Origin of the sequence: Paraburkholderia sp. JPY419 (genome assembly GCF_050435705.1) — a bacterium.
Lineage (GTDB): Bacteria > Pseudomonadota > Gammaproteobacteria > Burkholderiales > Burkholderiaceae > Paraburkholderia > Paraburkholderia youngii.
Genome location: NZ_JBNDKV010000002.1, coordinates 3,394,394 through 3,415,664 on the forward strand (window position 1 = coordinate 3,394,394; position 21,271 = coordinate 3,415,664).

The 21,271-nt window shown below is 63.6% G+C and carries 16 protein-coding genes, 5 tRNA genes and 1 pseudogene; 15 read left to right on the forward strand and 7 right to left on the reverse strand.

Annotated features, from left to right (window positions below; genetic code table 11):
* The first annotated feature begins 74 nt into the window (after window positions 1-74).
* The 5 genes from QFZ91_RS21800 to QFZ91_RS21820 all read left to right on the forward strand — a co-directional run bounded on the left by QFZ91_RS21800 (window position 75) and on the right by QFZ91_RS21820 (window position 6,613).
* Window positions 75-1,991 (forward strand): extracellular solute-binding protein, encoded by a 1,917-nt coding sequence (locus tag QFZ91_RS21800; RefSeq protein ID WP_429568390.1) that lies wholly within the window; start codon window positions 75-77, stop codon window positions 1,989-1,991.
* 49 nt (window positions 1,992-2,040) lie between these two features.
* Window positions 2,041-3,078 (forward strand): microcin C ABC transporter permease YejB, encoded by a 1,038-nt coding sequence (locus QFZ91_RS21805; RefSeq protein WP_176126412.1) that lies wholly within the window; start codon window positions 2,041-2,043, stop codon window positions 3,076-3,078.
* Window positions 3,078-4,184 (forward strand): ABC transporter permease, encoded by a 1,107-nt coding sequence (locus QFZ91_RS21810; protein WP_368592691.1) that lies wholly within the window; start codon window positions 3,078-3,080, stop codon window positions 4,182-4,184. Before QFZ91_RS21805 ends, QFZ91_RS21810 begins: the two co-directional genes overlap by 1 nt.
* Complete coding sequence (locus QFZ91_RS21815) at window positions 4,181-5,812, forward strand: ABC transporter ATP-binding protein (RefSeq protein WP_429568391.1); 1,632 nt, start codon at window positions 4,181-4,183, stop codon at window positions 5,810-5,812. The genes QFZ91_RS21810 and QFZ91_RS21815 overlap by 4 nt, the downstream gene beginning before the upstream one ends.
* A gap of 135 nt (window positions 5,813-5,947) precedes the next feature.
* A complete protein-coding gene (locus tag QFZ91_RS21820; protein WP_429568392.1) occupies window positions 5,948-6,613 on the forward strand; it encodes a C40 family peptidase in 666 nt (221 codons plus the stop codon).
* 112 nt (window positions 6,614-6,725) lie between these two features.
* On the opposite strand, the gene QFZ91_RS21825 is transcribed toward QFZ91_RS21820, so the two are convergent.
* Window positions 6,726-7,670 carry a patatin-like phospholipase family protein gene (locus QFZ91_RS21825; RefSeq protein ID WP_429568393.1) on the reverse strand — a complete coding sequence of 315 codons (945 nt, stop codon included), beginning with the start codon at window positions 7,668-7,670 and terminating at the stop codon, window positions 6,726-6,728.
* 489 nt (window positions 7,671-8,159) lie between these two features.
* Here QFZ91_RS21825 and gltX point away from each other — a divergent pair, with 489 nt between their 5' ends.
* From gltX to QFZ91_RS21860, 7 genes are all read left to right on the forward strand, one after another.
* Window positions 8,160-9,569 (forward strand): glutamate--tRNA ligase, encoded by a 1,410-nt coding sequence (gene gltX, locus QFZ91_RS21830; RefSeq protein ID WP_429568394.1) that lies wholly within the window; start codon window positions 8,160-8,162, stop codon window positions 9,567-9,569.
* A gap of 119 nt (window positions 9,570-9,688) precedes the next feature.
* Window positions 9,689-9,764 (forward strand) — tRNA-Ala (locus tag QFZ91_RS21835).
* 189 nt (window positions 9,765-9,953) lie between these two features.
* Window positions 9,954-10,029: transfer RNA gene (locus QFZ91_RS21840), tRNA-Glu, on the forward strand.
* Between the two features lie 90 nt (window positions 10,030-10,119).
* Window positions 10,120-10,196, forward strand: a tRNA-Asp gene (locus tag QFZ91_RS21845).
* Between the two features lie 61 nt (window positions 10,197-10,257).
* Window positions 10,258-10,333, forward strand: a tRNA-Glu gene (locus tag QFZ91_RS21850).
* An 80-nt stretch (window positions 10,334-10,413) separates the two neighbouring features.
* Window positions 10,414-10,490: transfer RNA gene (locus tag QFZ91_RS21855), tRNA-Asp, on the forward strand.
* Between the two features lie 150 nt (window positions 10,491-10,640).
* Window positions 10,641-11,105, forward strand: coding sequence for a GNAT family N-acetyltransferase (locus QFZ91_RS21860; RefSeq protein WP_176108257.1), 465 nt, complete (start codon window positions 10,641-10,643; stop codon window positions 11,103-11,105).
* Between the two features lie 47 nt (window positions 11,106-11,152).
* Here the strand turns inward: QFZ91_RS21860 and QFZ91_RS21865 are convergent, their stop codons facing one another.
* Complete coding sequence (locus QFZ91_RS21865) at window positions 11,153-12,055, reverse strand: AraC family transcriptional regulator (protein WP_429568395.1); 903 nt, start codon at window positions 12,053-12,055, stop codon at window positions 11,153-11,155.
* A 183-nt stretch (window positions 12,056-12,238) separates the two neighbouring features.
* On the opposite strand from QFZ91_RS21865, the gene QFZ91_RS21870 reads away from it, so the two are divergent.
* On the forward strand, window positions 12,239-12,640 hold the full coding sequence (locus QFZ91_RS21870) for a gamma-glutamylcyclotransferase family protein (RefSeq protein ID WP_429568396.1): 402 nt from the start codon (window positions 12,239-12,241) through the stop codon (window positions 12,638-12,640).
* Between the two features lie 131 nt (window positions 12,641-12,771).
* On the opposite strand, the pseudogene aceB reads toward QFZ91_RS21870, so the two are convergent.
* Both aceB and QFZ91_RS21880 read right to left on the reverse strand, forming a co-directional pair.
* Window positions 12,772-14,365: pseudogene (gene aceB, locus QFZ91_RS21875) on the reverse strand (malate synthase A).
* Between the two features lie 77 nt (window positions 14,366-14,442).
* Complete coding sequence (locus QFZ91_RS21880; RefSeq protein ID WP_429568397.1) at window positions 14,443-15,261, reverse strand: haloacid dehalogenase type II; 819 nt, start codon at window positions 15,259-15,261, stop codon at window positions 14,443-14,445.
* 162 nt (window positions 15,262-15,423) lie between these two features.
* On the opposite strand from QFZ91_RS21880, the gene QFZ91_RS21885 reads away from it, so the two are divergent.
* A complete protein-coding gene (locus QFZ91_RS21885) occupies window positions 15,424-16,326 on the forward strand; it encodes a LysR family transcriptional regulator (protein ID WP_429568398.1) in 903 nt (300 codons plus the stop codon).
* Between the two features lie 127 nt (window positions 16,327-16,453).
* Window positions 16,454-16,888, forward strand: a complete 435-nt coding sequence (locus QFZ91_RS21890; RefSeq protein ID WP_018435495.1) for a universal stress protein — start codon at window positions 16,454-16,456, stop codon at window positions 16,886-16,888.
* Window positions 16,889-17,158: 270 nt separating this feature from the next.
* On the opposite strand, the gene aceA is transcribed toward QFZ91_RS21890, so the two are convergent.
* From aceA to QFZ91_RS21905, 3 genes are all read right to left on the reverse strand, one after another.
* Window positions 17,159-18,463, reverse strand: a complete 1,305-nt coding sequence (gene aceA, locus QFZ91_RS21895; protein ID WP_026228698.1) for an isocitrate lyase — start codon at window positions 18,461-18,463, stop codon at window positions 17,159-17,161.
* A gap of 400 nt (window positions 18,464-18,863) precedes the next feature.
* Entirely contained in the window at window positions 18,864-20,480 is a 1,617-nt protein-coding gene (locus tag QFZ91_RS21900; RefSeq protein WP_429568399.1) for a DEAD/DEAH box helicase, read from the reverse strand.
* Window positions 20,481-20,906: 426 nt separating this feature from the next.
* Window positions 20,907-21,176 carry an acyl-CoA-binding protein gene (locus QFZ91_RS21905; protein ID WP_152851132.1) on the reverse strand — a complete coding sequence of 90 codons (270 nt, stop codon included), beginning with the start codon at window positions 21,174-21,176 and terminating at the stop codon, window positions 20,907-20,909.
* Window positions 21,177-21,271: the final 95 nt, after the last annotated feature.

A 21,271-nucleotide genomic window follows, 5' to 3' on the forward strand; every position in this document is an offset into this window, starting at 1 on the left:
TCGCCCGCCGGATCGCGCAAGCTAATTGGGTAGAATCCCCCACATCGCCACTGCCCACTTACCAGCACGACTCCATGACAAACGGCTCGCGACGGGTTCAAACGCCTGAGGGACTTCGACACAGCGTGCTCCACGGACCCTTGCGCGCCGCGTTCGCCGTCGCGCTGCTGTGCGCGAGTCTGCTCGCCGCGCCGCATGCGCATGCCGCCCATGCGATCGCGCAATACGGCGAGCCGAAATATCCGGCCGGCTTCAGACACTTCGACTACGTCAATCCCGGTGCGCCGAAAGGCGGCACGCTCGTGCTCGCGAACCCGAGCCGTCTGACGAGCTTCGACAAGTTCAATCCGTTCACGCTGCGCGGCAATGCGGCGCCGGGCCTCGAATTGATGTTCGAGAGCCTGACGATCGGCAGCAGCGACGAAGTCGCGTCGGCTTATGGGCTGCTCGCCGACGACATCGTCGTCGCGCCCGACGGCCTGTCGGTCACGTTCCACATCAATTCGCGCGCGCGCTTTTCGAACGGCGAGCCCGTGACCGCCGACGACGTCAAGTTCTCGCTCGATACGCTGAAGAGCCCGCAGGCCGCGCCGCAGTTCGCATCGCTTTTCAGCGAGATCAAGGGCGCGGTCGTCGTCGATCCGGCCACGGTGCGCTTCGAGTTTCGCGAGCGCAATCGCGAGTTGCCGCTGCTCGCGGGCAGCATGCCGGTGTTCTCGCGCAAGTGGGGGTTGAAGCCCGACGGCAGCCGCATTCCGTTCGATCAGCTCGCGTTCGAAAAGCCGATCGGCAGCGGGCCGTATCTGATCGACAGCTTCGACAACGGCCGCACGATCACGTTTAAGCGCGACCCGAATTACTGGGGCGCCGATCTGCCGGTGCGCGTCGGCATGTACAACTTCGATCGCATCGTCTACAAGCTGTATGCGGATAGCACCGCGCGGCTGGAGGCGTTCAAGGCGGGCGAGTACGACGCGCTGGTCGAATACATCGCGCGCAACTGGGTGCGGCGTGACGTCGGCAAGAGGTTCGACAGCGGCGAGTTGATCAAGCGCGAGTTTGCGCAGCACAACGGCACCGGCATGCAGGGCTTTTTCCTGAACACGCGCCGGCCGCTGTTCCAGGACGTGCGGGTGCGCAAGGCGCTCGATCTCGCGCTCGACTTTCAATGGCTGAACCGCCAGCTGTTTTTCAGTCAGTACACGCGCATCGATAGCTATTTCGCCAATACCGGATGGCAGGCGAAGGGGCTGCCGTCGCCCGGCGAGCTCGCGCTGCTCGAGCCGTTTCGCGCCCAGCTCGACCCGGCGGTATTCGGGCCGCTGCCGAAGCAGCCCGATACCGATCCGCCCGGCACGCTGCGCGCGAATCTGCTAGAGGCACGCGATCTGCTGCAGCAGGCCGGCTGGACCTATCGCGACGGCGCGCTGCGCAACGCCGCTGGTGAGCCGTTCCAGTTCGAGATACTCGACGACGCGGGTTCGGCCTCGTCGATGGAGCCGATCATCGCGACTTTCACGCGCAATCTGCAGAAGCTCGGCATTACCGTGAACTTCCGCACTACCGACTTCGCGGTCTATCAGAAGCGGCTCGACGCATTCGATTTCGACGTGACGACGATTCGGATGCCCGACGTGCAGGTGCCGGGCTCCGAGCAGATCACCCGCTTCGGCAGTAAGGCCGCCGATACCCCCGGCTCGGACAACGCGATCGGCCTGAAGTCGCCGGCCGTCGACGCGGTGTTGAACGCGCTCGTACACGCGCAATCACGCGAGCAGCTGACCGACGCTGCGCACGCGCTCGACCGTCTGCTGATGCATGGCTACTATGTGGTGCCGCACTGGTACAGCGGCACGCATCGCGTCGCGTACAAGCGCGGACTCGCATGGCCGAAGACTTTGCCGCTGTACTATGGCGCGGAGGGCTGGATCACGACGATGTGGTGGTACGAAGATCCGCAGGCGCATGCGCACACGGCCAGCGCCGACTGATCCGCAGACCCATCGCCCCCACCAACGCGTTCGCACTGGAACACCGCCTATGTGGAGCTACATCCTCAAACGCCTGCTGCTGATGATCCCGACGCTGCTCGGCGTGCTGACGCTGACCTTCGTCGTGATCCAGTTCGTGCCGGGCGGTCCCGTCGAGCAGATGCAGCACGAGCTGCGCAAGGGCGCGGAGGGCGCCTCGCCGTTCGGTTTGCGTTCGCATAGCGGCGTCGATGCGCAGCAGATCGCGCAACTGAAGCAGCTATACGGCTTCGACAAGCCGCCGCTCGAACGCTACGGGCTGATGCTCAAGCGCTTCGCGACCTTCGATCTCGGCCAGAGCTATTTCCGGCACCAGAGCGTGTGGTCGCTGATCGTGTCGAAGCTGCCGGTGTCGATCAGCATCGGCCTGTGGACGTTCTTTCTGACCTATCTGATATCGGTGCCGCTCGGCATCGCGAAGGCGGTGCGCAACGGCTCGCACTTCGATATCGCGACGAGCCTCGTCGTGCTGGTCGGCTACGCGATTCCGGGCTTCGTGCTGGGCGTGCTGCTGCTCGTGCTGTTCGGCGGCGGCACGTTCCTGCAGCTGTTTCCGCTGCGCAACCTCACGTCCGACAACTGGGACCAGCTGAGCCTCATCGGCAAAATCCTCGACTATCTGTGGCATATCACGTTGCCGATCACGGCGTCGGTAGTGGGGAGCTTCGCGGTCGTCACGATGCTGACGAAAAACGCGTTCCTCGACGAAATCCGCAAGCAGTACGTGCTGACCGCGCGCGCGAAAGGTTTGTCCGAGCGGCGCGTGTTGTGGAAGCACGTGTTTCGCAATGCGCTACTGCCGCTGATCGTCAATTTCCCGGGTGCTTTCATCGGCGCGTTCTTCACCGGCAGCCTGCTGATCGAAACGCTGTTCTCTCTCGACGGGCTCGGCTTGCTGTCGTATGAATCGGTGATGCGGCGCGACTATCCGGTCGTGCTCGGCACGCTGTATCTGTTCACGCTGATCGGCCTCGTCACGCGACTGATCTCCGACCTGTGTTACGTGTGGGTCGATCCCCGCATCCAATTCGAACAACTGGAGCGCTGATGAATCGAGCCCGCCTTTCCGCGGATGCGGCGGCACGCACCGAACCCGCGCGCGCACTGATGTCGCCGTCGCCGGCGCGTCGCGTGTGGCAGCGGTTTCGCCAGCAGCGTCTCGGCTACTGGAGCCTGATCATCTTCGTCGTCGCGTTCGCGGCGAGCCTCGTGGGGCCGCTGTGGTCGAACGACAAGCCGGTCGTCGTGCGCTATGACGGTCATCTGTATTTTCCGCTCGTGAAGACCTATGCCGAGACCACCTTCGGTGGCGACTTCCCGACGCCGACCGATTACCTCGATCCGTACATTCGTCACCGCTTCGACGCGCCGGGCAACTTCGCGCTGTATCCGCCGAATCATTACTACTACGACACGCTCAACTACTTCTCGAAGGCGCCCAACCCGGCGCCGCCGTCGCGCGAAAACTGGCTCGGTACCGACGACCGCGGCCGCGATCTGTTCGCGCGTCTGCTGTACGGCTTTGGCGTGTCGGTCGTGTTCGGCCTCGTGCTCACCGTGATCAGCACGATAGTCGGCATCGTCGCGGGGGCGGTGCAAGGTTACTTCGGGGGGCGAACGGATATCGTCGGGCAGCGGTTGATCGAAGTCTGGAACGCGATGCCTCAGCTTTATCTGCTGATCATCTTTTCGTCGATCTTCGAGCGCAGCTTCGCGCTGCTGATCGTGCTGCTGTCGCTGTTCAACTGGATAGGACTGTCCGATTACGTGCGCGCCGAATTCCTGCGCAATCGCCAGCAGGATTATGTGCGCGCCGCGCGCGCGATGGGCCTGTCGCATTGGCAGATCATGTGGCGTCACGTGTTGCCCAACAGTCTGACACCGGTCATCACGTTCCTGCCGTTCAGCATGAGCAGCGCGATTCTCGCGCTGACGAGCCTCGACTTCCTCGGCCTCGGCGTGCCGCCGCCGACGCCGAGCTTGGGCGAATTGCTTGCTCAGGGCAAGGCGAATCTCGACGCATGGTGGATCTCCATGTCGACCTTCGGCGTGCTGGTGGCAATGCTGTTGCTATTGACCTTCATGGGCGACGCGCTGCGCAACGCGCTCGACACGCGTATCTCCGATGCGATACACGCCGGAGGTGGCCAATGAGCGCGCTGCCGCAGATCGATCCGCCATCGCCGGATAGGCCGCTGCTCGAACTCGACCATCTGCGCGTTGCGTTCGGCGACACGGTGGCCGTCGACGACGTCACGCTCGCGATCGCGCGCGGCGAGCGCGTCGCACTCGTCGGCGAGTCAGGTTCGGGCAAGAGCGTGACCGCGCTGTCGGTGCTGCGCCTGCTGAACGACGCGCAGGTGAGCGGCGCGATCCGCTTCGATGGTGAAGATCTGCTCGCGAAGAGCGAGCGCTCGATGCGCGGCCTGCGCGGCTCGGACATCGCGATGATCTTCCAGGAGCCGATGACCGCGCTCAATCCGCTGTATACGATCGGCGACCAGATTGCCGAGACGATCGTCGTGCATGACGGCGTCAGCGTGGCCGAGGCGTGCCGGCGTGCGGTCGCGTTGCTTGCGCGCACCGGCATCACCGAACCGGAGAAGCGCGTCAACAGCTATCCGCATCAGCTGTCGGGCGGCCAGCGGCAGCGCGCGATGATCGCGATGGCGCTCGCCTGCCGCCCGCGCCTGTTGCTCGCCGACGAGCCGACCACTGCGCTCGACGTGACGATTCGCGCGCAGATCGTCGAACTGCTGCTGGAATTGCAGCGCGACGAAGCACAAAAGCGCGGCATGGCCGTGCTGCTGATCACGCACGACCTGAACCTGGTGCGTCACTTCGCGCAGCGCGTCGCGGTGATGGAGCGGGGCGTGCTGGTCGAAACCGGCACGGTCGAGCAGGTCTTCGAGGCGCCGCGCCATCCGTATACCCAGCGGCTGCTCGCCAGCCGGCCGCAACGCGAGGTCGCGCCGGTGCTGCCGATCTCGCCGGTGCTGCTCGAAGCTCGCGACGTGTCAGTCGACTTCAAAACGAAGCTGCCGGGCCTGCGCGGCTGGTTCGGCGCGGGGCGGTTTCGTGCGGTCGACTCGGCGAACGTGTCGGTACGCCAAGGCGAGACGCTCGGGATCGTCGGCGAATCAGGGTCGGGCAAGTCGACACTGGCGATGGCGCTGCTCGGTCTGCAGCGCACCGCGCACGGCGAGATCCAGTTTCAGGGCAGGGCGCTCGCGAGCTATCGCGGCGCCGAAAAGACCGCGCTGCGCTCGAATATGCAGGTTGTCTTTCAAGACCCTTTTAGTTCGCTTTCGCCGCGGCAGACGATCGAGCGGATCGTCGGCGAGGGGCTCGCGCTGCATCGGCCGCAGATGACGGCGCAGGCGCGGCGCGACAAGGTGCTCGCGGTGCTGCGTGAAGTCGGCATCGACCGCACCGCGCTGTATCGCTATCCGCATGAGTTTTCGGGCGGGCAGCGGCAGCGCATCGCGATCGCGCGCGCGCTGGTACTCGAGCCGCGCGTGCTGATCCTCGACGAACCGACCAGCGCGCTCGACGTCTCGATTCAGCAGCAGGTGCTCAAGCTGCTCACCGGTTTGCAGCACAAGTACAACCTCGGCTTCGTGTTCATCAGTCACGATCTGGAGGTGATCGGGGCGATGGCGCACCGCGTGGTGGTGATGCAAAACGGATCGATCGTCGAGACCGGCGAAGTCGAGAAAATTTTTGCGGCACCCGCGCATCCTTACACTAGAAAGCTGCTGAAAGCGGCGCTTGATCGTTGATTTTTCACCGTTTCACCAATTGAGTGCGCGTCTCGATTGATTTTTTCTATTCCTTTTGACACGCAAATACTTACTGGCTAGTATCGACCAAACTTTTTCGTAGACGTCTGATTTTTTGGCAAAAACTACCGACCAATGCAGCACAGAAACTTCACCCAGGCTTGCACGCGCGTCGTCGCCGGGATGTTCATTGGCGTCTTGATGGCAGCAGCTCCCGGCGCATTCGCCGATGAAGTAAGCGGTTTTAATCAGAATGCCTCGTATCCGACCACCAACGGCTCGGATCCTCTCCCCCTCCTCACTCCCCAACCCAAGGCTGCTAGCACCGAGAGCAGCGGCGCCAAATCATTCCTTTCCGGTATGGCCGGCAAAGCGGGTGACGTGGTGGTCGGCGCGCTGAACATGATCGGCGTTCGCTACCGTTGGGGCGGCAATACGCCAGATTCAGGGCTTGATTGCAGCGGTTTCGTGCGCTACGTGTTCCAGGACACGCTCGGCCTCGCGCTGCCGCGTCGTGCCGAGGAAATGAGCCGGATGGGCGAGAAGGTGCGCGTCAGCGACCTCAAGCCTGGCGATCTGGTGTTCTTCAATACGATGCGCCGCACGTTCTCGCACGTCGGCATCTATATCGGCGACAACAAGTTCGTGCACTCGCCGTCCACCGGCAGCACGATCCGCGTCGACGACATGGATGACGGCTACTGGGAAAAGCGCTTCACGGGTGCGCGTCGGATCGAGACCTCGTATCAGGCCGACGATCTGCGCAAGCGCGTGACCGCGACGATCAGCGGAAATAACTGATTCTGCGCTGAGTCCGGCGATAAAAAAGCCTGCTTCGTTGGAAGCAGGCTTTTTGCATTTGATGCGCGAATTTTGCCCTGGTGGCGCACGGCGACTGTGCGCCACCAGGTTTTCAGGCGCCCATGCGCCGCGCGGCGAGCTTGCTCTGCAATTCCGGCATCATCTTCGCGACCGCTTCCTCGCCGGCGAGGATCGCCGCGTTGCGCTGTGAGAAATCACTGCCGCTCATCGCCGCGAGATTCGGCCGGATCACCACGTCGGCGTACTTGTCGAGCTCGTAGGCCTTGATCGTCTGGCCCATGATCGTGAAGGTCTGCATCAGCACGTCGAACGAGCTCGTGGTGAGGGCGGTCTCCGGCCGCTGCGAGATATCGACGGCGATGACGAAATCCCCGCCCATCTTGCGCGCGAACGACGCCGGTACAGGGCTCACGAGACCCCCATCCACATACTCGTGGCCGCCGATCTTCACCGGCTCGAAAATCGACGGCACGCTGCACGACGCGCGCACCGCGGTGCCGGTGTTGCCGCGCTGGAACAGGATCGGCTGGCCGGTTTGCAGATCGGTCGCGACTACGCCGAGGGGCCTCGCCATCTTTTCGATCGGGCGGTTGTTCAGCGTCGTGTTCAGGTAGTTCTGCAGCGCGACGCCCTGCAGGAAGCCGCGCGTACGAAACGGCATCGCCCAGTCGCTGATCGACGCTTCGTCCATCGACAGCGCGAGCTTGTTCAGCGCGAAACCGTTCATGCCCGACGCGTACAGCGCGCCGACCACGGAGCCGGCGCTCGTGCCGGCGATCAGGTCGATCTGGATATTGCGCGCCTCGAGCGCCTTGATCACGCCGATGTGCGCAAAGCCGCGCGCGGCGCCGCCGCCGAGCGCGAGCGCGACGCGAACCGGTTTCTGTTGCGCTTTTTCAGGCGGCGCAACGGTGGGCGTCGCGGTGATGGGCGTGCCATTGAGTTTGCCGTTGGTCGTGGTGCAGGCGGCAAGCACCGCGGATGCGGCCGCCAGCGAAAAGCTGCGGCGGCTCAAACTTGGGGATGAGGGTTTCAACGAGTTCTCCAGCAACGGCGCGGGCGACGCAGGCGGCGTCGCGCGTACCGCGATCAGGCTGAGGTCAGGCCAGGCGTATCGCCGGCGGGGATTCCGCGCGCTGGAGAGTGTCCCGTTCCTATCGGATCGATGTGCGGGGCAAGCCCTTATATCAGCGCGCGCACATCTTAATGCAAACGATCGGCGCGCGCGGTCCGCTGTAATGAAACGTTGCAGAGGAAGTATTCGGAACTGGGGCCGCGTCTTTTCAAGATGTGTTCGGTGAGCGGAGGGAAGGTGCCTGCGCAGGTGTCCGGACGCGGTTTGCCCATGCGCCTTAGGCCGTTCGGACGAGGGCGGCAACCCGCGGGCGGAAGGTATAATTCGCCTCTTGCATCTATTTCCCTCGTGGCCGTGCGCGACATCGCGCGCAGCATGGGCACGCTTCGCTGCCGCGCTTCGCAGCCATGTTCGCTCGAGCGCCGGCGCCTGTTTTCCGAGTAACCGCTAATGACCACCTCCGTTCGTACCCGTTTCGCACCGAGTCCCACCGGCTTCATCCACCTGGGCAACATCCGCTCCGCGCTGTATCCGTGGGCGTTCGCGCGCAAGATGAAAGGGACCTTCGTGCTGCGGGTCGAGGACACCGACGTCGAGCGCTCCACCACCGAATCCGTCGACGCGATTCTCGAGGGCATGGCATGGCTTGGTCTCGATTTCGACGAAGGCCCGTTCTACCAGATGCAGCGCATGGACCGTTACCGCGAAGTGCTGAAGCAGATGCAGGACGCGGGGCTCGTCTACCCGTGCTACATGTCGACCGAAGAGCTCGACGCGCTGCGCGAGCGTCAGCGCGAAGCGGGCGAAAAGCCGCGCTACGATGGCACGTGGCGCCCGGAGCCGGGCAAGGTCCTGCCGGAGCCGCCCGCGGGCGTGACGCCGGTGCTGCGCTTTCGTAATCCGCTCACCGGCGTGGTCGCGTGGGACGACGCGGTGAAAGGCCACATCGAAATCTCGAACGAAGAACTCGACGACCTCGTGATCGCCCGTCCGGATGGTACGCCGACGTATAACTTCTGCGTCGTCGTCGACGATCTCGACATGCGCATCACTCACGTGATCCGCGGCGACGACCACGTCAACAACACGCCGCGGCAGATCAACATTCTGCGCGCGCTCGGCGGCGAGCCGCCGGTGTATGCACATCTGCCGACCGTTCTGAACGAGCAGGGCGAGAAGATGAGCAAGCGCCACGGCGCGATGAGCGTGATGGGTTATCGCGATGCAGGGTATCTGCCGGAAGCGGTCGTCAACTATCTGGCGCGCCTCGGCTGGTCGCATGGCGACGCGGAGATTTTTACACGCGAGCAGTTCGTCGAGTGGTTCGATCTCGAGCACCTCGGCAAGTCGCCGGCGCAGTACGACCATGACAAGCTGAACTGGCTCAACGCGCACTACATCAAGGAAGCCGACAACGCACGCCTCGCCGAACTGGCGATACCGTTCTTCGCGGAGCTCGGCATCGACGAAGCCACACTCGCGCAAGGTCCGGATTTGACGGGCGTGGTGGGCCTGATGAAGGATCGTGCGTCGACCGTGAAGGAAATCGCGCAGAACTCCGCGATGTTCTATCGCACGCCGGCACCCGATGCCGAGTCGCTTGCCCAGCACGTGACCGACGCGGTTCGTCCGGCGCTCGCTGATCTGGCCGCTGCATTGAAGACGGTCGAATGGACCAAGGAGGCGATCGCCGCCGCGCTGAAGGCTACGCTCGGCGCGCACAAGCTGAAGATGCCGCAGCTCGCGATGCCGGTGCGTTTGCTGGTGGCGGGTACGACGCATACTCCGTCGATTGATAGCGTGCTGATGCTGTTCGGCCGCGACGTCGTCGTTGGCCGTATCGAAACAGCGCTTGGCTGATCAGCTGCGGGCGTGCGTGACAGGGTTTCGCACGCCTTCGGAAAAATCGCATGTAATTGCTCAAAGGGTATTTACAAACCGCAGATCGCCCTCTAGAATCTCGTTTCTCTGATGTGCGCGGGGGTATAGCTCAGCTGGGAGAGCGCTTGCATGGCATGCAAGAGGTCAGCGGTTCGATCCCGCTTACCTCCACCAACACAGCAGAGAGAAGTTAAAGTGGTTAAGAAGTCTGGAAGTTGTAGAAAAAAAGACTTCACAAATCGCTGAAACGTAGTTAAAATAGCGGTCTTCGCAGTTGACGTTAAAAAGCTCAGCGAATTAACTGAAAAGTTAGGGCGAGCTGAATAAGTCGAAAGCGAATTAAGACGGATCTGAAAAGATTTTGTCCCCTTCGTCTAGAGGCCTAGGACATCACCCTTTCACGGTGAGTACAGGGGTTCGAATCCCCTAGGGGACGCCAAACATCAGCGTCGCTTTAGTATTCGAGTAGTAGTAAAGCAGCGCAGCTTGCAGAGAATTAACCGACGCTCGCAAGCAGGGTGTAAAGACTGGAGTGGTAGTTCAGTCGGTTAGAATACCGGCCTGTCACGCCGGGGGTCGCGGGTTCGAGTCCCGTCCACTCCGCCAGACAAAGCCCGTTCACACATACCTGAACGGGCTTTTTCATTAAAGGTGTAAGCAGTATGTGGTCCCCTTCGTCTAGAGGCCTAGGACATCACCCTTTCACGGTGAGTACAGGGGTTCGAATCCCCTAGGGGACGCCAGAACATCGGCGTCGTTCGGTTGGAAGTTTGAACGGTGCAGCAGGCTGGGAGCATGGCTCGCAGACTGCGATGCAAAATCTGGAGCGGTAGTTCAGTTGGTTAGAATACCGGCCTGTCACGCCGGGGGTCGCGGGTTCGAGCCCCGTCCGCTCCGCCAGATTTGAGAAAGCCCACTTCACAAGAAGTGGGCTTTTTTTATTTCGGCTGCCCGTTGCCTGCCGCATCGCGGAAAGCTCGGGACAAACAGCCATTGCCAGCGCGCGCGGCCTGTTTTACCGTTGATCCGACTCATCCTCGCGGTCCTGCCATGTTCGATCCAACCGAAGCCCCGTCACCGTTTCATCTGCGCACGGCAAGCATGGACGATTTCGAGTTTGCCGAGGCGCTGACCCGCAACAACATGGGCGGCTACTATCGCCGGCATCATCTGGTCTGGCGCAGCGATCTGTTTCTCGGCAGTTGGCGGGAATCGGAGAATTTCATTCTCGAAGTGGATAGCGTGCCGATGGGCGTGCTGCGTATCACCGAGGAGGGTGATTCGCTGCATATCCGCGACGTGCAGATTGCCGAAGGATATCGGCGGCTTGGCGCCGGTACGTTTCTTCTCGACATCTCGCATCAATGGGCGCGCGAGCGGGGGCTGCGCGAGTTGCAGTTGCGCGTGTTCGTCGATAATCCGGCTGCGCGGCTCTATCAGCGCAAGGGCTATAAGCTCGCCGGGCCGCGGCTCGCGCAGCTAGGCGCAATCCGTCATCTGGCGCGGCGGGTTTGAGGCCGGGTCTGCGTGGATCGCCGACGCGCACCGCCAGGCATCGACATTCACCGCTCGGCAACATCGGCCGAACCGGCTTGATCCTGTGCCGTTTCATCATCCGCTTGCGCATCATCATCATGCTCGCCGTTGCTTGCGCGATGCTCGGCGCCTCGGTCGATAAACGCGCGTGGACTCGCGCCGAACGCGCGCCGGAACATCGCGGAGAAGGCGCTTTGGCTCTGATAGCCCAGTTCCTGCGCGACATGCGACAGCGGCCGCCCCTGGCTCAACAAGGGAATGGCGCGCGCGAGGATCGCCTGCTGACGCCACTGCGAAAAACTCACCCCCAACTCCTGACGAAACAGCCGCGCGATCGTCCGCGTGCTCGCGCCGACCGTCGACGCCCACTGTTCGAGCGGCTCGCCGTGCATCGGGTCGGCGATCACGGCCTCGCACAGCGCGCGCAGGCGCTTTTCGCTGGGCATTGGCACGGACAGCGGCAACGGCTCCGAGCGCGTCAGTTCATCGAGAGCGAGCGCGCCGAGCAGTTGCTCGCGTGCGGCGGACAGGCCAGGCGTATCGAGCGCGGCAATCACCTCGCGCAACAGGTTCGATACTTCGACGACGCGCGGCGTATCGAGCCCGGCCGGCACCGTACCCTCGGTGATATACAGCGTGCGCAGGAACGCATCCTCGACGGCGACCACTTCGTGCGTGACATGCGGCGGCAACCAGATCGCGCGCGATGGCGGCACCATCCACGTCGTGCCCGTTGTCGCGACGCGCAGCACGCCGCGCGACGCATACGCGACCTGCGCCCATGCGTGCGTATGACGCGCGATATGCCAGCCCGCCGGCATCGGCCGCGAGCGCACACGGATCGGATGCGTGTCGTTCGGCGCGAACTCGGGCGGTATGTCGGCGAAACGCACGCGGCTCAACGGGTTGGACTCGGCGGACGAGGGCATGGCAAGGTCGGTTCGGATAACGGAGCCGGCAAGGGCGAGGCGCGGTTGAGGCCATTCACCGGCGCGGGGTTCCAAGCATTGTAGATCGTGCCTGGCTGCGGATGCCGTCGGGCCACCGTTGCATAATGTCCCGATGGCCCCCGAGCCACCAACCTCACCTCTGACCACGGAGACTCAACGACGATGCAGACCGTCTTTGTCTATGGCACGCTGCGTGCCGGTGAAACCAACGACATCAGCGAAGCCGCCGCGCGCAACGACCTCCCCGCGCCAAACCTGCTCGGCAGCACCACGGTGCGCGGCCATCTGTTCGATTTTGGCGACTATCCGGGTCTCGTCGTCGACGAAGGGGGCGTCGACGTGGTCGGCGACGTCTATGAAATCGACGATGCGCTCGTCGCGGTGCTCGACGAAATCGAAGCCGTATATCCGGGTGTCGACGAGCGTTTTCTGGCCCGCGAGGTGATGGTCAAAGTAGACGGCAACGTCGTGAATTGCCGTTTCTATCCGGTTGTGCCGAACGCGGTAAAAGGGCTGCCCGAAATCCGTTCGGGAGATTGGGTCAAACATCGGCGCACGCGCTGAGCCGGTGCGCGCAAGCGGCCAATAGAGCAGCGCGCCACGTATGTCCGCGGCGCGCCATCATTCAAGCTGATGCGATCGCCTGGCTCGAGCAGGCACGAGGCGCCCGAGCCGAGCCCGCCTCATCGACACCATCAAATCTCTTCGTAAAGCGGCAGCGTCAGAAAATCGGTGAACTGCTCCGCGGTCGACATCTGCTCGAAGATCTGCGCGGCGCGCTCATACGGCTTCGTATCTCCGCCCACCGTCTGTTCGACCTTGTCGAGTTCCTGCCTCGCGAGCTCGCGCACCAGTTCGACCGTCACCTTGCGGCCGTCATCGAGCTTGCCCTTCGGCGAGCGGATCCACTGCCACACCTGCGAGCGCGAAATCTCGGCGGTGGCCGCGTCTTCCATCAGGTTGTGAATCGGCACGCAGCCATTGCCCGCGAGCCACGAACCGAGGTAGTGGATGCCGACGTTGATGTTGTTGCGCAAGCCCGCTTCGGTGATCGGCGTTTCCGGGCGGAAGTCGAGCAGATCGGTCGCGGTCACGAGCACGTCGACGCGCTGCTTGTCGATCTGGTTCGGCCGGTCGCCGAGCACCTTGACGAACTCTTCCATCGCGACCGGCACGAGACCCGGATGCGCGACCCAGCCGCCGTCGTAGCCATCGCCGGCGTCGCGCGCCTTGTCCGAGCGCACGCCGGCCATCGCCTTGTCGTTCGCGGCCGCATCGTTCTTGATCGGAATCAGCGCGCTCATGCCGCCGATCGCCGGCGCGTTGCGACGATGGCAGGTCTTCAGCAACAGCAGCGCGTACGCGCGCATGAACGGTGACGTCATCGTGATTTGCGAGCGATCGGCGAGGCAGAATTCGCGGTCGCTCTTGAACTTCTTGATCGCCGAGAAGATGTAGTCCCAGCGGCCCGCGTTCAGGCCCGAGCTATGTTCGCGCAGCTCGTACAGGATTTCGTCCATTTCGAACGCGGCGACGATCGTCTCGATCAGCACCGTCGCGCGAATCGTGCCACGCGGCACGCCAACGGCTTCCTGCGCGGCGACGAAGATGTCGTTCCACAGGCGCGCTTCGAGATGGCTCTCCATCTTCGGCAGATAGAAGTACGGGCCCGAGCCGCGCGCGATCAGTTCCTTCGCGTTGTGCACCATGTACAGCGCGAAATCGAAGATGCCACCCGACACGCGCTTGCCATCGACCTTCACGTGCTTCTCGTCGAGATGCCAGCCGCGCGGACGCACGATCAGCGTCGCGGTCTTGTCGTTGAGCCGGTACGACTTGCCGTTCTGTTCGAGCGAGATCGTGCGGCGCACTGCGTCCTTCAGATTGATATGACCGGTGATCTGGTTGTCCCAGCTCGGCGCATTCGAATCCTCGAAGTCGGTCATGTAGGAGTCCGCGCCCGAATTGAGCGCGTTGATGATCATCTTGCGCTCGACAGGTCCGGTGATCTCGACGCGCCGGCACTGCAGATCCTGCGGCAGCGGCAGCGATTTTCCAGTCGCCTTCGCGCGCGCTCTTCGTGGCGGCGAGGAAGTCGGGCCGCTCGCCCGCGTCGAGCCGCTTCGTACGTTCGACGCGCGTCTGCAGCAACTGCTGACGACGCGGCTCGAACGTACGGTGCAAGGCCGCGACGAGTTCCAGCGCTTCGCGGGTGAGGATCGCTTCAAAGCCGGGCTTGATGTCGCCGGTGATTTCCATGCCCTGCGGCAACGACAGCGGATTAGCCATGTTTTCTCCTTGGTCGGTCAGATTGCAAAACTGCGAAGGTTGAAGATGGGAGACAGTTCCCGACAGCGAGCGGGCCGTCATACGCGCGGGCTGGCGCGCTTGCGGCCGCCACTGCCATGAGTTTTGGTTTGACGGCCGCTGCTCGAGCGCGACGACGTCGAGAGCGTTTGCAGAAAGCCCAGCAGATCGTTCATGCCGCCGCCGGTGCCATGCGGGCTCACTCCAAGCTCTTCGACGGGCAGGTTCTGCCGGTTCAGCCAGAACGCCGTGAAGCCGAACCACGTCGCGCCCGCGACGTCCCAGCCGTTCGACGACACGAACACGATCTCGCGCGCGGCCACGCCGAACGCATCGGGGCCGAGCGCATACGCGGCGGGCGCGGGTTTGTACGCGCGCACCGCATCGACCGACAGCACATGATCGAAGAGGGCGCTCATGCCGGCGCTCTTGACCGCGATGTCGAGCATTTGCGGATTGCCGTTGGACAGAATCGCGAGCCCGAGTCTGAGCCCGACGCGCGGCGCGGCGGCGGGCTCGCGCAACGCGCGCAGCACCGGCACCGCGTCGGGAAACGCCGACAGGCACGCGTATTCGTCCATCAGACGCTTTTCGGCCGAGCGGCCGAGCGTGAGCTGCAGTCTTTTCGCGGCGAAGCGCAGTGCGTCGAGCGTGATGTCCCAGAACGGGCGGTAGTGTTCGCCGGGGGCGTCGCTGCGCGCGGCGAGCGTGCGCAGCTGCGTGTATTCGATCTGCTTCTGGCGCCAAAGCTGCGACAGCGCGTCGCCGTGTCCGGGGAATAGTTGCTCCGCTGCGGCGATCACCGAATGCACGTCGAACAACGTGCCGTAGGCGTCGAAAATCACTGCTCGCGGTGAGGATGTCGTTGTGGCCGACATTGCCGTGCGCTCCTGTCAGAGGTCGGGATCGATTGTATTGGTGACCTTAGGTGGTAAAAAATATGCTAAAGATCACTTGATCTTTTACTTTCCTATACCTAATCTCGCACACAATCCTCACTCTTGCGCCGATTTCATTGGTTCGCACGGCGCGCATCGTTCATGGACCGTTTCAAGCAGATCGAGACCTTCGCCATCGTCGCGGCCAAAGGCAGCCTGTCCGCGGCGGCGCTCGCCGAGGGCGTCGCTCCCGCGATCATCGGCCGGCGCATCGACGCGCTCGAGGAGCGCCTCGGCGTCAAGCTCTTGGTGCGCACGACGCGCAAGATCACGCTGACCTTCGAAGGCTCGGCCTTTCTCGAAGACTGCCAGCGCATCCTTCACGACATGCAGAACGCCGAGGCGAGCGTGTCGGCGGGCGGCGTCAAGGCGAGCGGCCATCTGCGGCTGTCGGCGCCGGCCGGCTTCGGGCGCCGGCACGTGGCGCCACTGGTGCCCGCATTCACTGTCGCGCATCCGGACGTGTCGATCACGCTCGATCTGTCCGATCGTCTCGTCGATCTCGTCAACGAGGGCTTCGATTGCGCTGTGCGGCTCGGCGAGTTGCCCGATTCGTCGCTGGTGTCGCTGAAGCTCGCCGAAAACCGCCGCGTGTGCGTCGCGTCGCCCGCGTATCTGAACCGGCGCGGCGCGCCGCACAGCCTCGCCGAGCTCGCGCGCCACAACTGCCTCGCGCTCGGCGCGAGCGCGAACCAGCAGCGCGGCTGGATGTTCCAGCACGACGGCAAGGTCGTGTCGATCAAGGTGTCCGGCACGATGGAATGCTCGGACGGCGCGGTGCTGCACGAATGGTGTCTCGCTGGACACGGACTGGCGTGGCGCTCCTGGTGGGAAGTCGGCGCGGACCTCGCGGCGGGACGCCTCGTCACGGTGCTCGACGAATTCGCCGCGCCGCCGATCGGCATCCACGCGGTGTTCCCGCAGCGCCGTCATCTGCCGCTGCGGGTGCGGCTGTTTCTGGACTTTCTCAAGCATACGTACGGCGAACCCGGTTACTGGGACTGACGCGCCAATCTCCAGACGGACGCAATTACCCGCATTCATACGCATTACAATCGTTCCGGGCAGCCTGCACCCTGGGCTTTGTTGGACGCTGACGCCGTGCTGCGCGCAGCCGGCGACGGAGGGCATCATGTTCCGGCACATCCTGGTTCCGACCGATGGTTCAGATCTTTCACGCAAGGCGATAGCGGGCGCGATCGATCTCGCGCAGGCCGTGGGCGCCCGCGTGACCGCGTACGCATGTCTGCCGCAATATCCGTACTCGCCGTTCTCCGATGTCGCGGTCGAACCACCCGGCGAGTTCCTGCAACGCAGCGAGCGCGAAGCGCGCGTGCATCTGCGCGAAGTCGAGCATGCGGCCCACCGCGTCGGCGTCCACGTCGAGAGCCGCACGAGCGTGCATCCGGCGCCGTATCTCGGCATCATCGAAGCGGCCGAGCAGGGCGGCTGCGACGTGATCTTCATGGCGTCGCATGGGCGGCGTGGGCTCGGCAGCCTGTTGATCGGCAGTGAAACGCAGCGCGTGCTCACGCATACGAAAATTCCTGTGATCGTCTATCGCTGAATCGCTTTGCGCCGCCGCCGGCGGCGTGCCGGCATCCGCGGCCTTCAAAAAAAACGCACCGGCGGCGAAGCCGGCGCGTTCAGGTTCGCCGCCCGCTTGCCGCGTGCTGGCTTCTCTCAGACCCCGGCCGCTGGCATGCGCGCTAATGCTCCTGCCAATCCGGTACGGCGCGGTCCCCCCTGTGTCGGCGGCTCTCTGACGGTGCCGCTCGACATTTGCCAATCGTTGCTGCGTTCAGGCCACGGGATTGCGTGACCCGACCGGCTGGTCTCAGGCGACCTTCTTGTCGAAGAACTGCTCGTTTTCCGTCGAACCATGCAGCGCGGTCGTCGATGCTTCGCGCTCGACCGTCTGCGTGACGGCGTCGAAGTAGCCGGTGCCAACTTCGCGCTGGTGCTTGACCGCGGTGAAGCCCTTTTCGGCCGCCGCGAATTCCGCCTGCTGCATTTCGACGAATGCGGTCATCTGGTTGCGCGCATAGCCGTACGCGAGGTTGAACATCGAGTAGTTCAGCGCATGGAAGCCGGCCAGCGTGATGAACTGGAACTTGTAGCCCATTGCGCCGAGCTCGCGCTGGAACTTCGCGATCGTCGCGTCGTCGAGGTTCTTCTTCCAGTTGAACGACGGCGAGCAGTTGTACGACAGCAGCTGGTCCGGGTACTCCTTGTGGATCGCGTCGGCGAATTTCTTCGCGAACTCGAGGTCCGGCTTGCCGGTTTCGCACCAGATCATGTCGGCGTAAGGCGCGTACGCGAGGCCACGTGAGATCGCCTGTTCGAGGCCCGGCTTCGTGCGATAGAAGCCCTCGACGGTGCGCTCACCGGTCAGGAAGGGGCGGTCGTTGTCGTCGATGTCCGAGGTCACGAGGTCGGCGGCTTCCGCGTCGGTGCGGGCGAGCAGCACGGTCGGCACGCCCGACACGTCGGCGGCCAGACGCGCGGCGGTCAGCTTCGCGACGGCTTCGCGGGTCGGCACGAGCACCTTGCCGCCCATGTGGCCGCACTTCTTGACCGAGGCGAGCTGGTCTTCGAAGTGCACGCCCGACGCGCCCGCTTCGATCATCGCCTTCATCAGTTCGAACGCGTTCAGCACGCCGCCGAAACCGGCTTCCGCGTCGGCCACGATCGGGGCGAAGTAATCGACGTAGCCTTCATCGCCCGGGTTCTTGCCTTCCGACCACTGGATCTGGTCGGCGCGCGTCAGCGTGTTGTTGATGCGCTTGACGACGAGCGGCACCGAGTTGGCCGGATACAGCGATTGGTCCGGGTACATTTCACCGGCGACGTTGGCATCGCCCGCGACCTGCCAGCCCGACAGATAGATTGCCTTCAGACCGGCCTTCACTTGCTGCATCGCCTGGTTGCCGGTAAGCGCGCCGAGCGAGTTGACGAACGGCTCGCTGTTCACTGCGGCCCACAGCTTTTCGGCGCCGCGCTTTGCGAGCGTGTGCTCGGGTTGCACCGAGCCGCGCAGACGCACCACGTCCTCGGCCGAGTAGGTGCGCTTGACACCCTTCCAACGCGGGTCCGTTTCCCATTGTTGCTTGAGTTGCTGCACTTGCTGTTCGCGGGTCATTGTCATGGTGTGCTCCTTCGATGCCAGTTATGGAGGATGGGTGACTCTGTCTTCTCGAAGCGTAGGGCCAGCAGAGGCGTTCTGTTTCGTGAAGTCTTATATAAGAGTCTAGGCAAATCGATGGACGCACAATAGACGCAGCGAAGCGTTTTTGCAATATTTATTTTTTCATGAAATCAATAGGTTAAATCCTACGTTTCGCGATGAGAAACGATATTTTCCCTGCTGCAATCGCTGTTCTTGTGCTTTGCAGCATCATTTTTTACGACGCAAAAAATTTTTTTATATCGTGAAATTTGGGGCGGGCAGTCGATAGGCGAAAAAAAACCGGCGCCTGAGCGCCGGTTTCTGCTGTTGCCACGGACGGCGCGAAGCCGCCCGTGGGTCTGATGGCTAGCGATTAGCTGCCGCGACGTGCCGAACGGGGACCGTCGTTGCGGCGCGCGCCGTAACCGTCACGCGAACCGTAACCGTCGCGCGAGCCATAGCCGTCGCGCGAACCGCCGTGGCTTTCGCGCGAGCCGTAGCCGTCACGCGAACCGCCGGCCGACTTGTTGCCCCAGCTGTTGCCGCCGCCGTTGCCATTGCCGTTGCCGTTGCGCGAGCCACCGTAGCCGCCCGGCTTGCCCGAGCCGCTGCCGAAGCGGCGGCCGTTACCGCCCGGACGACCGCGGCCACCGAATCCAGGACGGCCGTTGCCCGAAGGCGGCGCCTTTCGCGGCTCGAAGCCTTCGACGACGTTGACCGGCAGCGGCGTGCGCACGAAGCGCTCGATGCGCTTCAACGCGCCCTGTTCGGCGTGATGCACGAGGCTCACCGCGATACCCGAGCGGCCCGCGCGGCCGGTACGGCCGATACGGTGCACGTAGTCTTCGGCGAACTTCGGCAGGTCGTAGTTGAACACGTGCGTGATGCCCGGGATGTCGATACCGCGAGCGGCGACGTCGGTTGCAACCAGCACGCGCACGCGGCGCTCGCGCAGCGCGCGGATCGTGCGGTTACGCGCGCCTTGCGGCAGGTCGCCGTGCAGGGCGGCCGATTCGAAACCGGCGTCGGCCAGACGGCCTGCCAGCTGGTCGGCGTCCATCTTGGTTGCCGTGAAGACGATGGCCTGGTCGAGGCCGGAGTCGCGCAGCAGATGGTCGAGCAGACGGTCCTTGTGATCGCGGTCGTCGACATAGTGGACGGTTTGCGCGATGTTGGTGCGCTGCTCCATGCGCTGGACGATCTCAATACGCTCCGGGTCCTTCAACAGACGGCCGGTCAGCGAGCCGATCTTGCCGTCGAGCGTGGCCGAGAACAGCATGGTCTGACGCGTAGCCGGCGTCTCGGCGACGATCGTGTCGATGTCGTCGATGAAGCCCATGTCGAGCATGCGGTCGGCTTCGTCGAGCACGAGGATCTGCAGTTGCGACAGATCGATGCGGCCGCGCTCGAGGTGGTCGATCAGACGGCCCGGCGTCGCAACGAGGATTTCAGGGTTCTTCGCGAGCAGCATCAGCTGCTGGCCGTAAGCGACGCCGCCGAGAATGCTGACGGTGCGCAGGCGCTTGAGGTGCTTGCCGTAGGTCGCGGCGGCGGTCGTGACCTGCATCGCGAGTTCGCGGGTCGGCGTCAGCACCAGCATGGTCGGACGTGCGACAGGCTGCGGACGGCGGCCGCGGCCACCGTCGGCCGGGCGCGGTTCGCGCGGCTGGCTCGCCTGGGCCTTTTGCAGCTGCGCGAAACGCTCGATGGCGGGCAGCATGAAGGCAGCGGTCTTGCCCGAACCGGTCGGGCTCGAAACCAGCAGATCGCGGCCGGCGATACCAGCCGGCACAGCGCGCTGCTGCACCGGGGTGGGGTGCTCGTAGCCAGCGGCGGTCAGCGCGGAGACGACTTCCGCGGACAGGCCGAGCGACGCGAAGCTCGGCTTGGCGTCAGCCTGCGCGGCCGCTGCGGGAGCGGCGGGCGCGAGACCAAGTGCTTCGTCGGCGATGGCGTTCAACGGGCTGCTGGGGGTGTTGCTCAAAGTCATGTGAATCCTTGAAAACGATCCTGGGTGGTTCATCGGATGAAAAACGTCAACGCCAATCGGCATACCCAAGTCGTCGGATTCAGCGAGCAAAAAAGCAGCGAGCAAATCGAAAAACGGGGGCAACTCGCGACAATGAAGGCGAGTTTTTCGTTAGAAGCTGTATCGGATGCGACATGCCAACATGGCGAGTCGCCAGCCTGGGACTTGAGCCCGTAGTGGGCTAGGCAGAAGGGGACAGGTTCTAAACTGGATTGGAGCAAACGCTATGGGACGCTGCGCCGCGAGGACCGTTGGAAAAAACGGGCGAAGCAGTGAAGCGCAGGCGGCATTATAGCGACCTTTGCTGCACTGCGCCACCATTCAGGCAATTCCGACAGAAAAAAGCGGCGGAATGCAGTAGGGAAGTGAGATTGGCGCGCCGGAGGCTCAGGCCGCGGCGCCGCTCTTCAGTGATTCGACGAGTTCGACGTATTGCTGCTTAGCAGCGTCCTGCGCGGTGCCCTTGAGCGCCGCCCAAGCTTCGTACTTGTATTTGCCGACGATGTCGGTGAAGCCCGGCTTGTCGCCGTGCACGTCGCCTTCGCTCGCCTGCTTGAAGAGCGCATACAGACGCAGCAGCGTCAGATTGCCCGGACGCTCGGGCAACTGCTTCACGTCCTGCTGGGCTTGTTCGAACTGGGAGTTGATATCGGTCATGGCGGTTTGGCCCGCGTGGCGGGGGTAGATGAGATCCGCTGAAAATCATAACAATTGACCGCCGCCGCGGGGCCGAGGCCTTATTCCAAACCGGG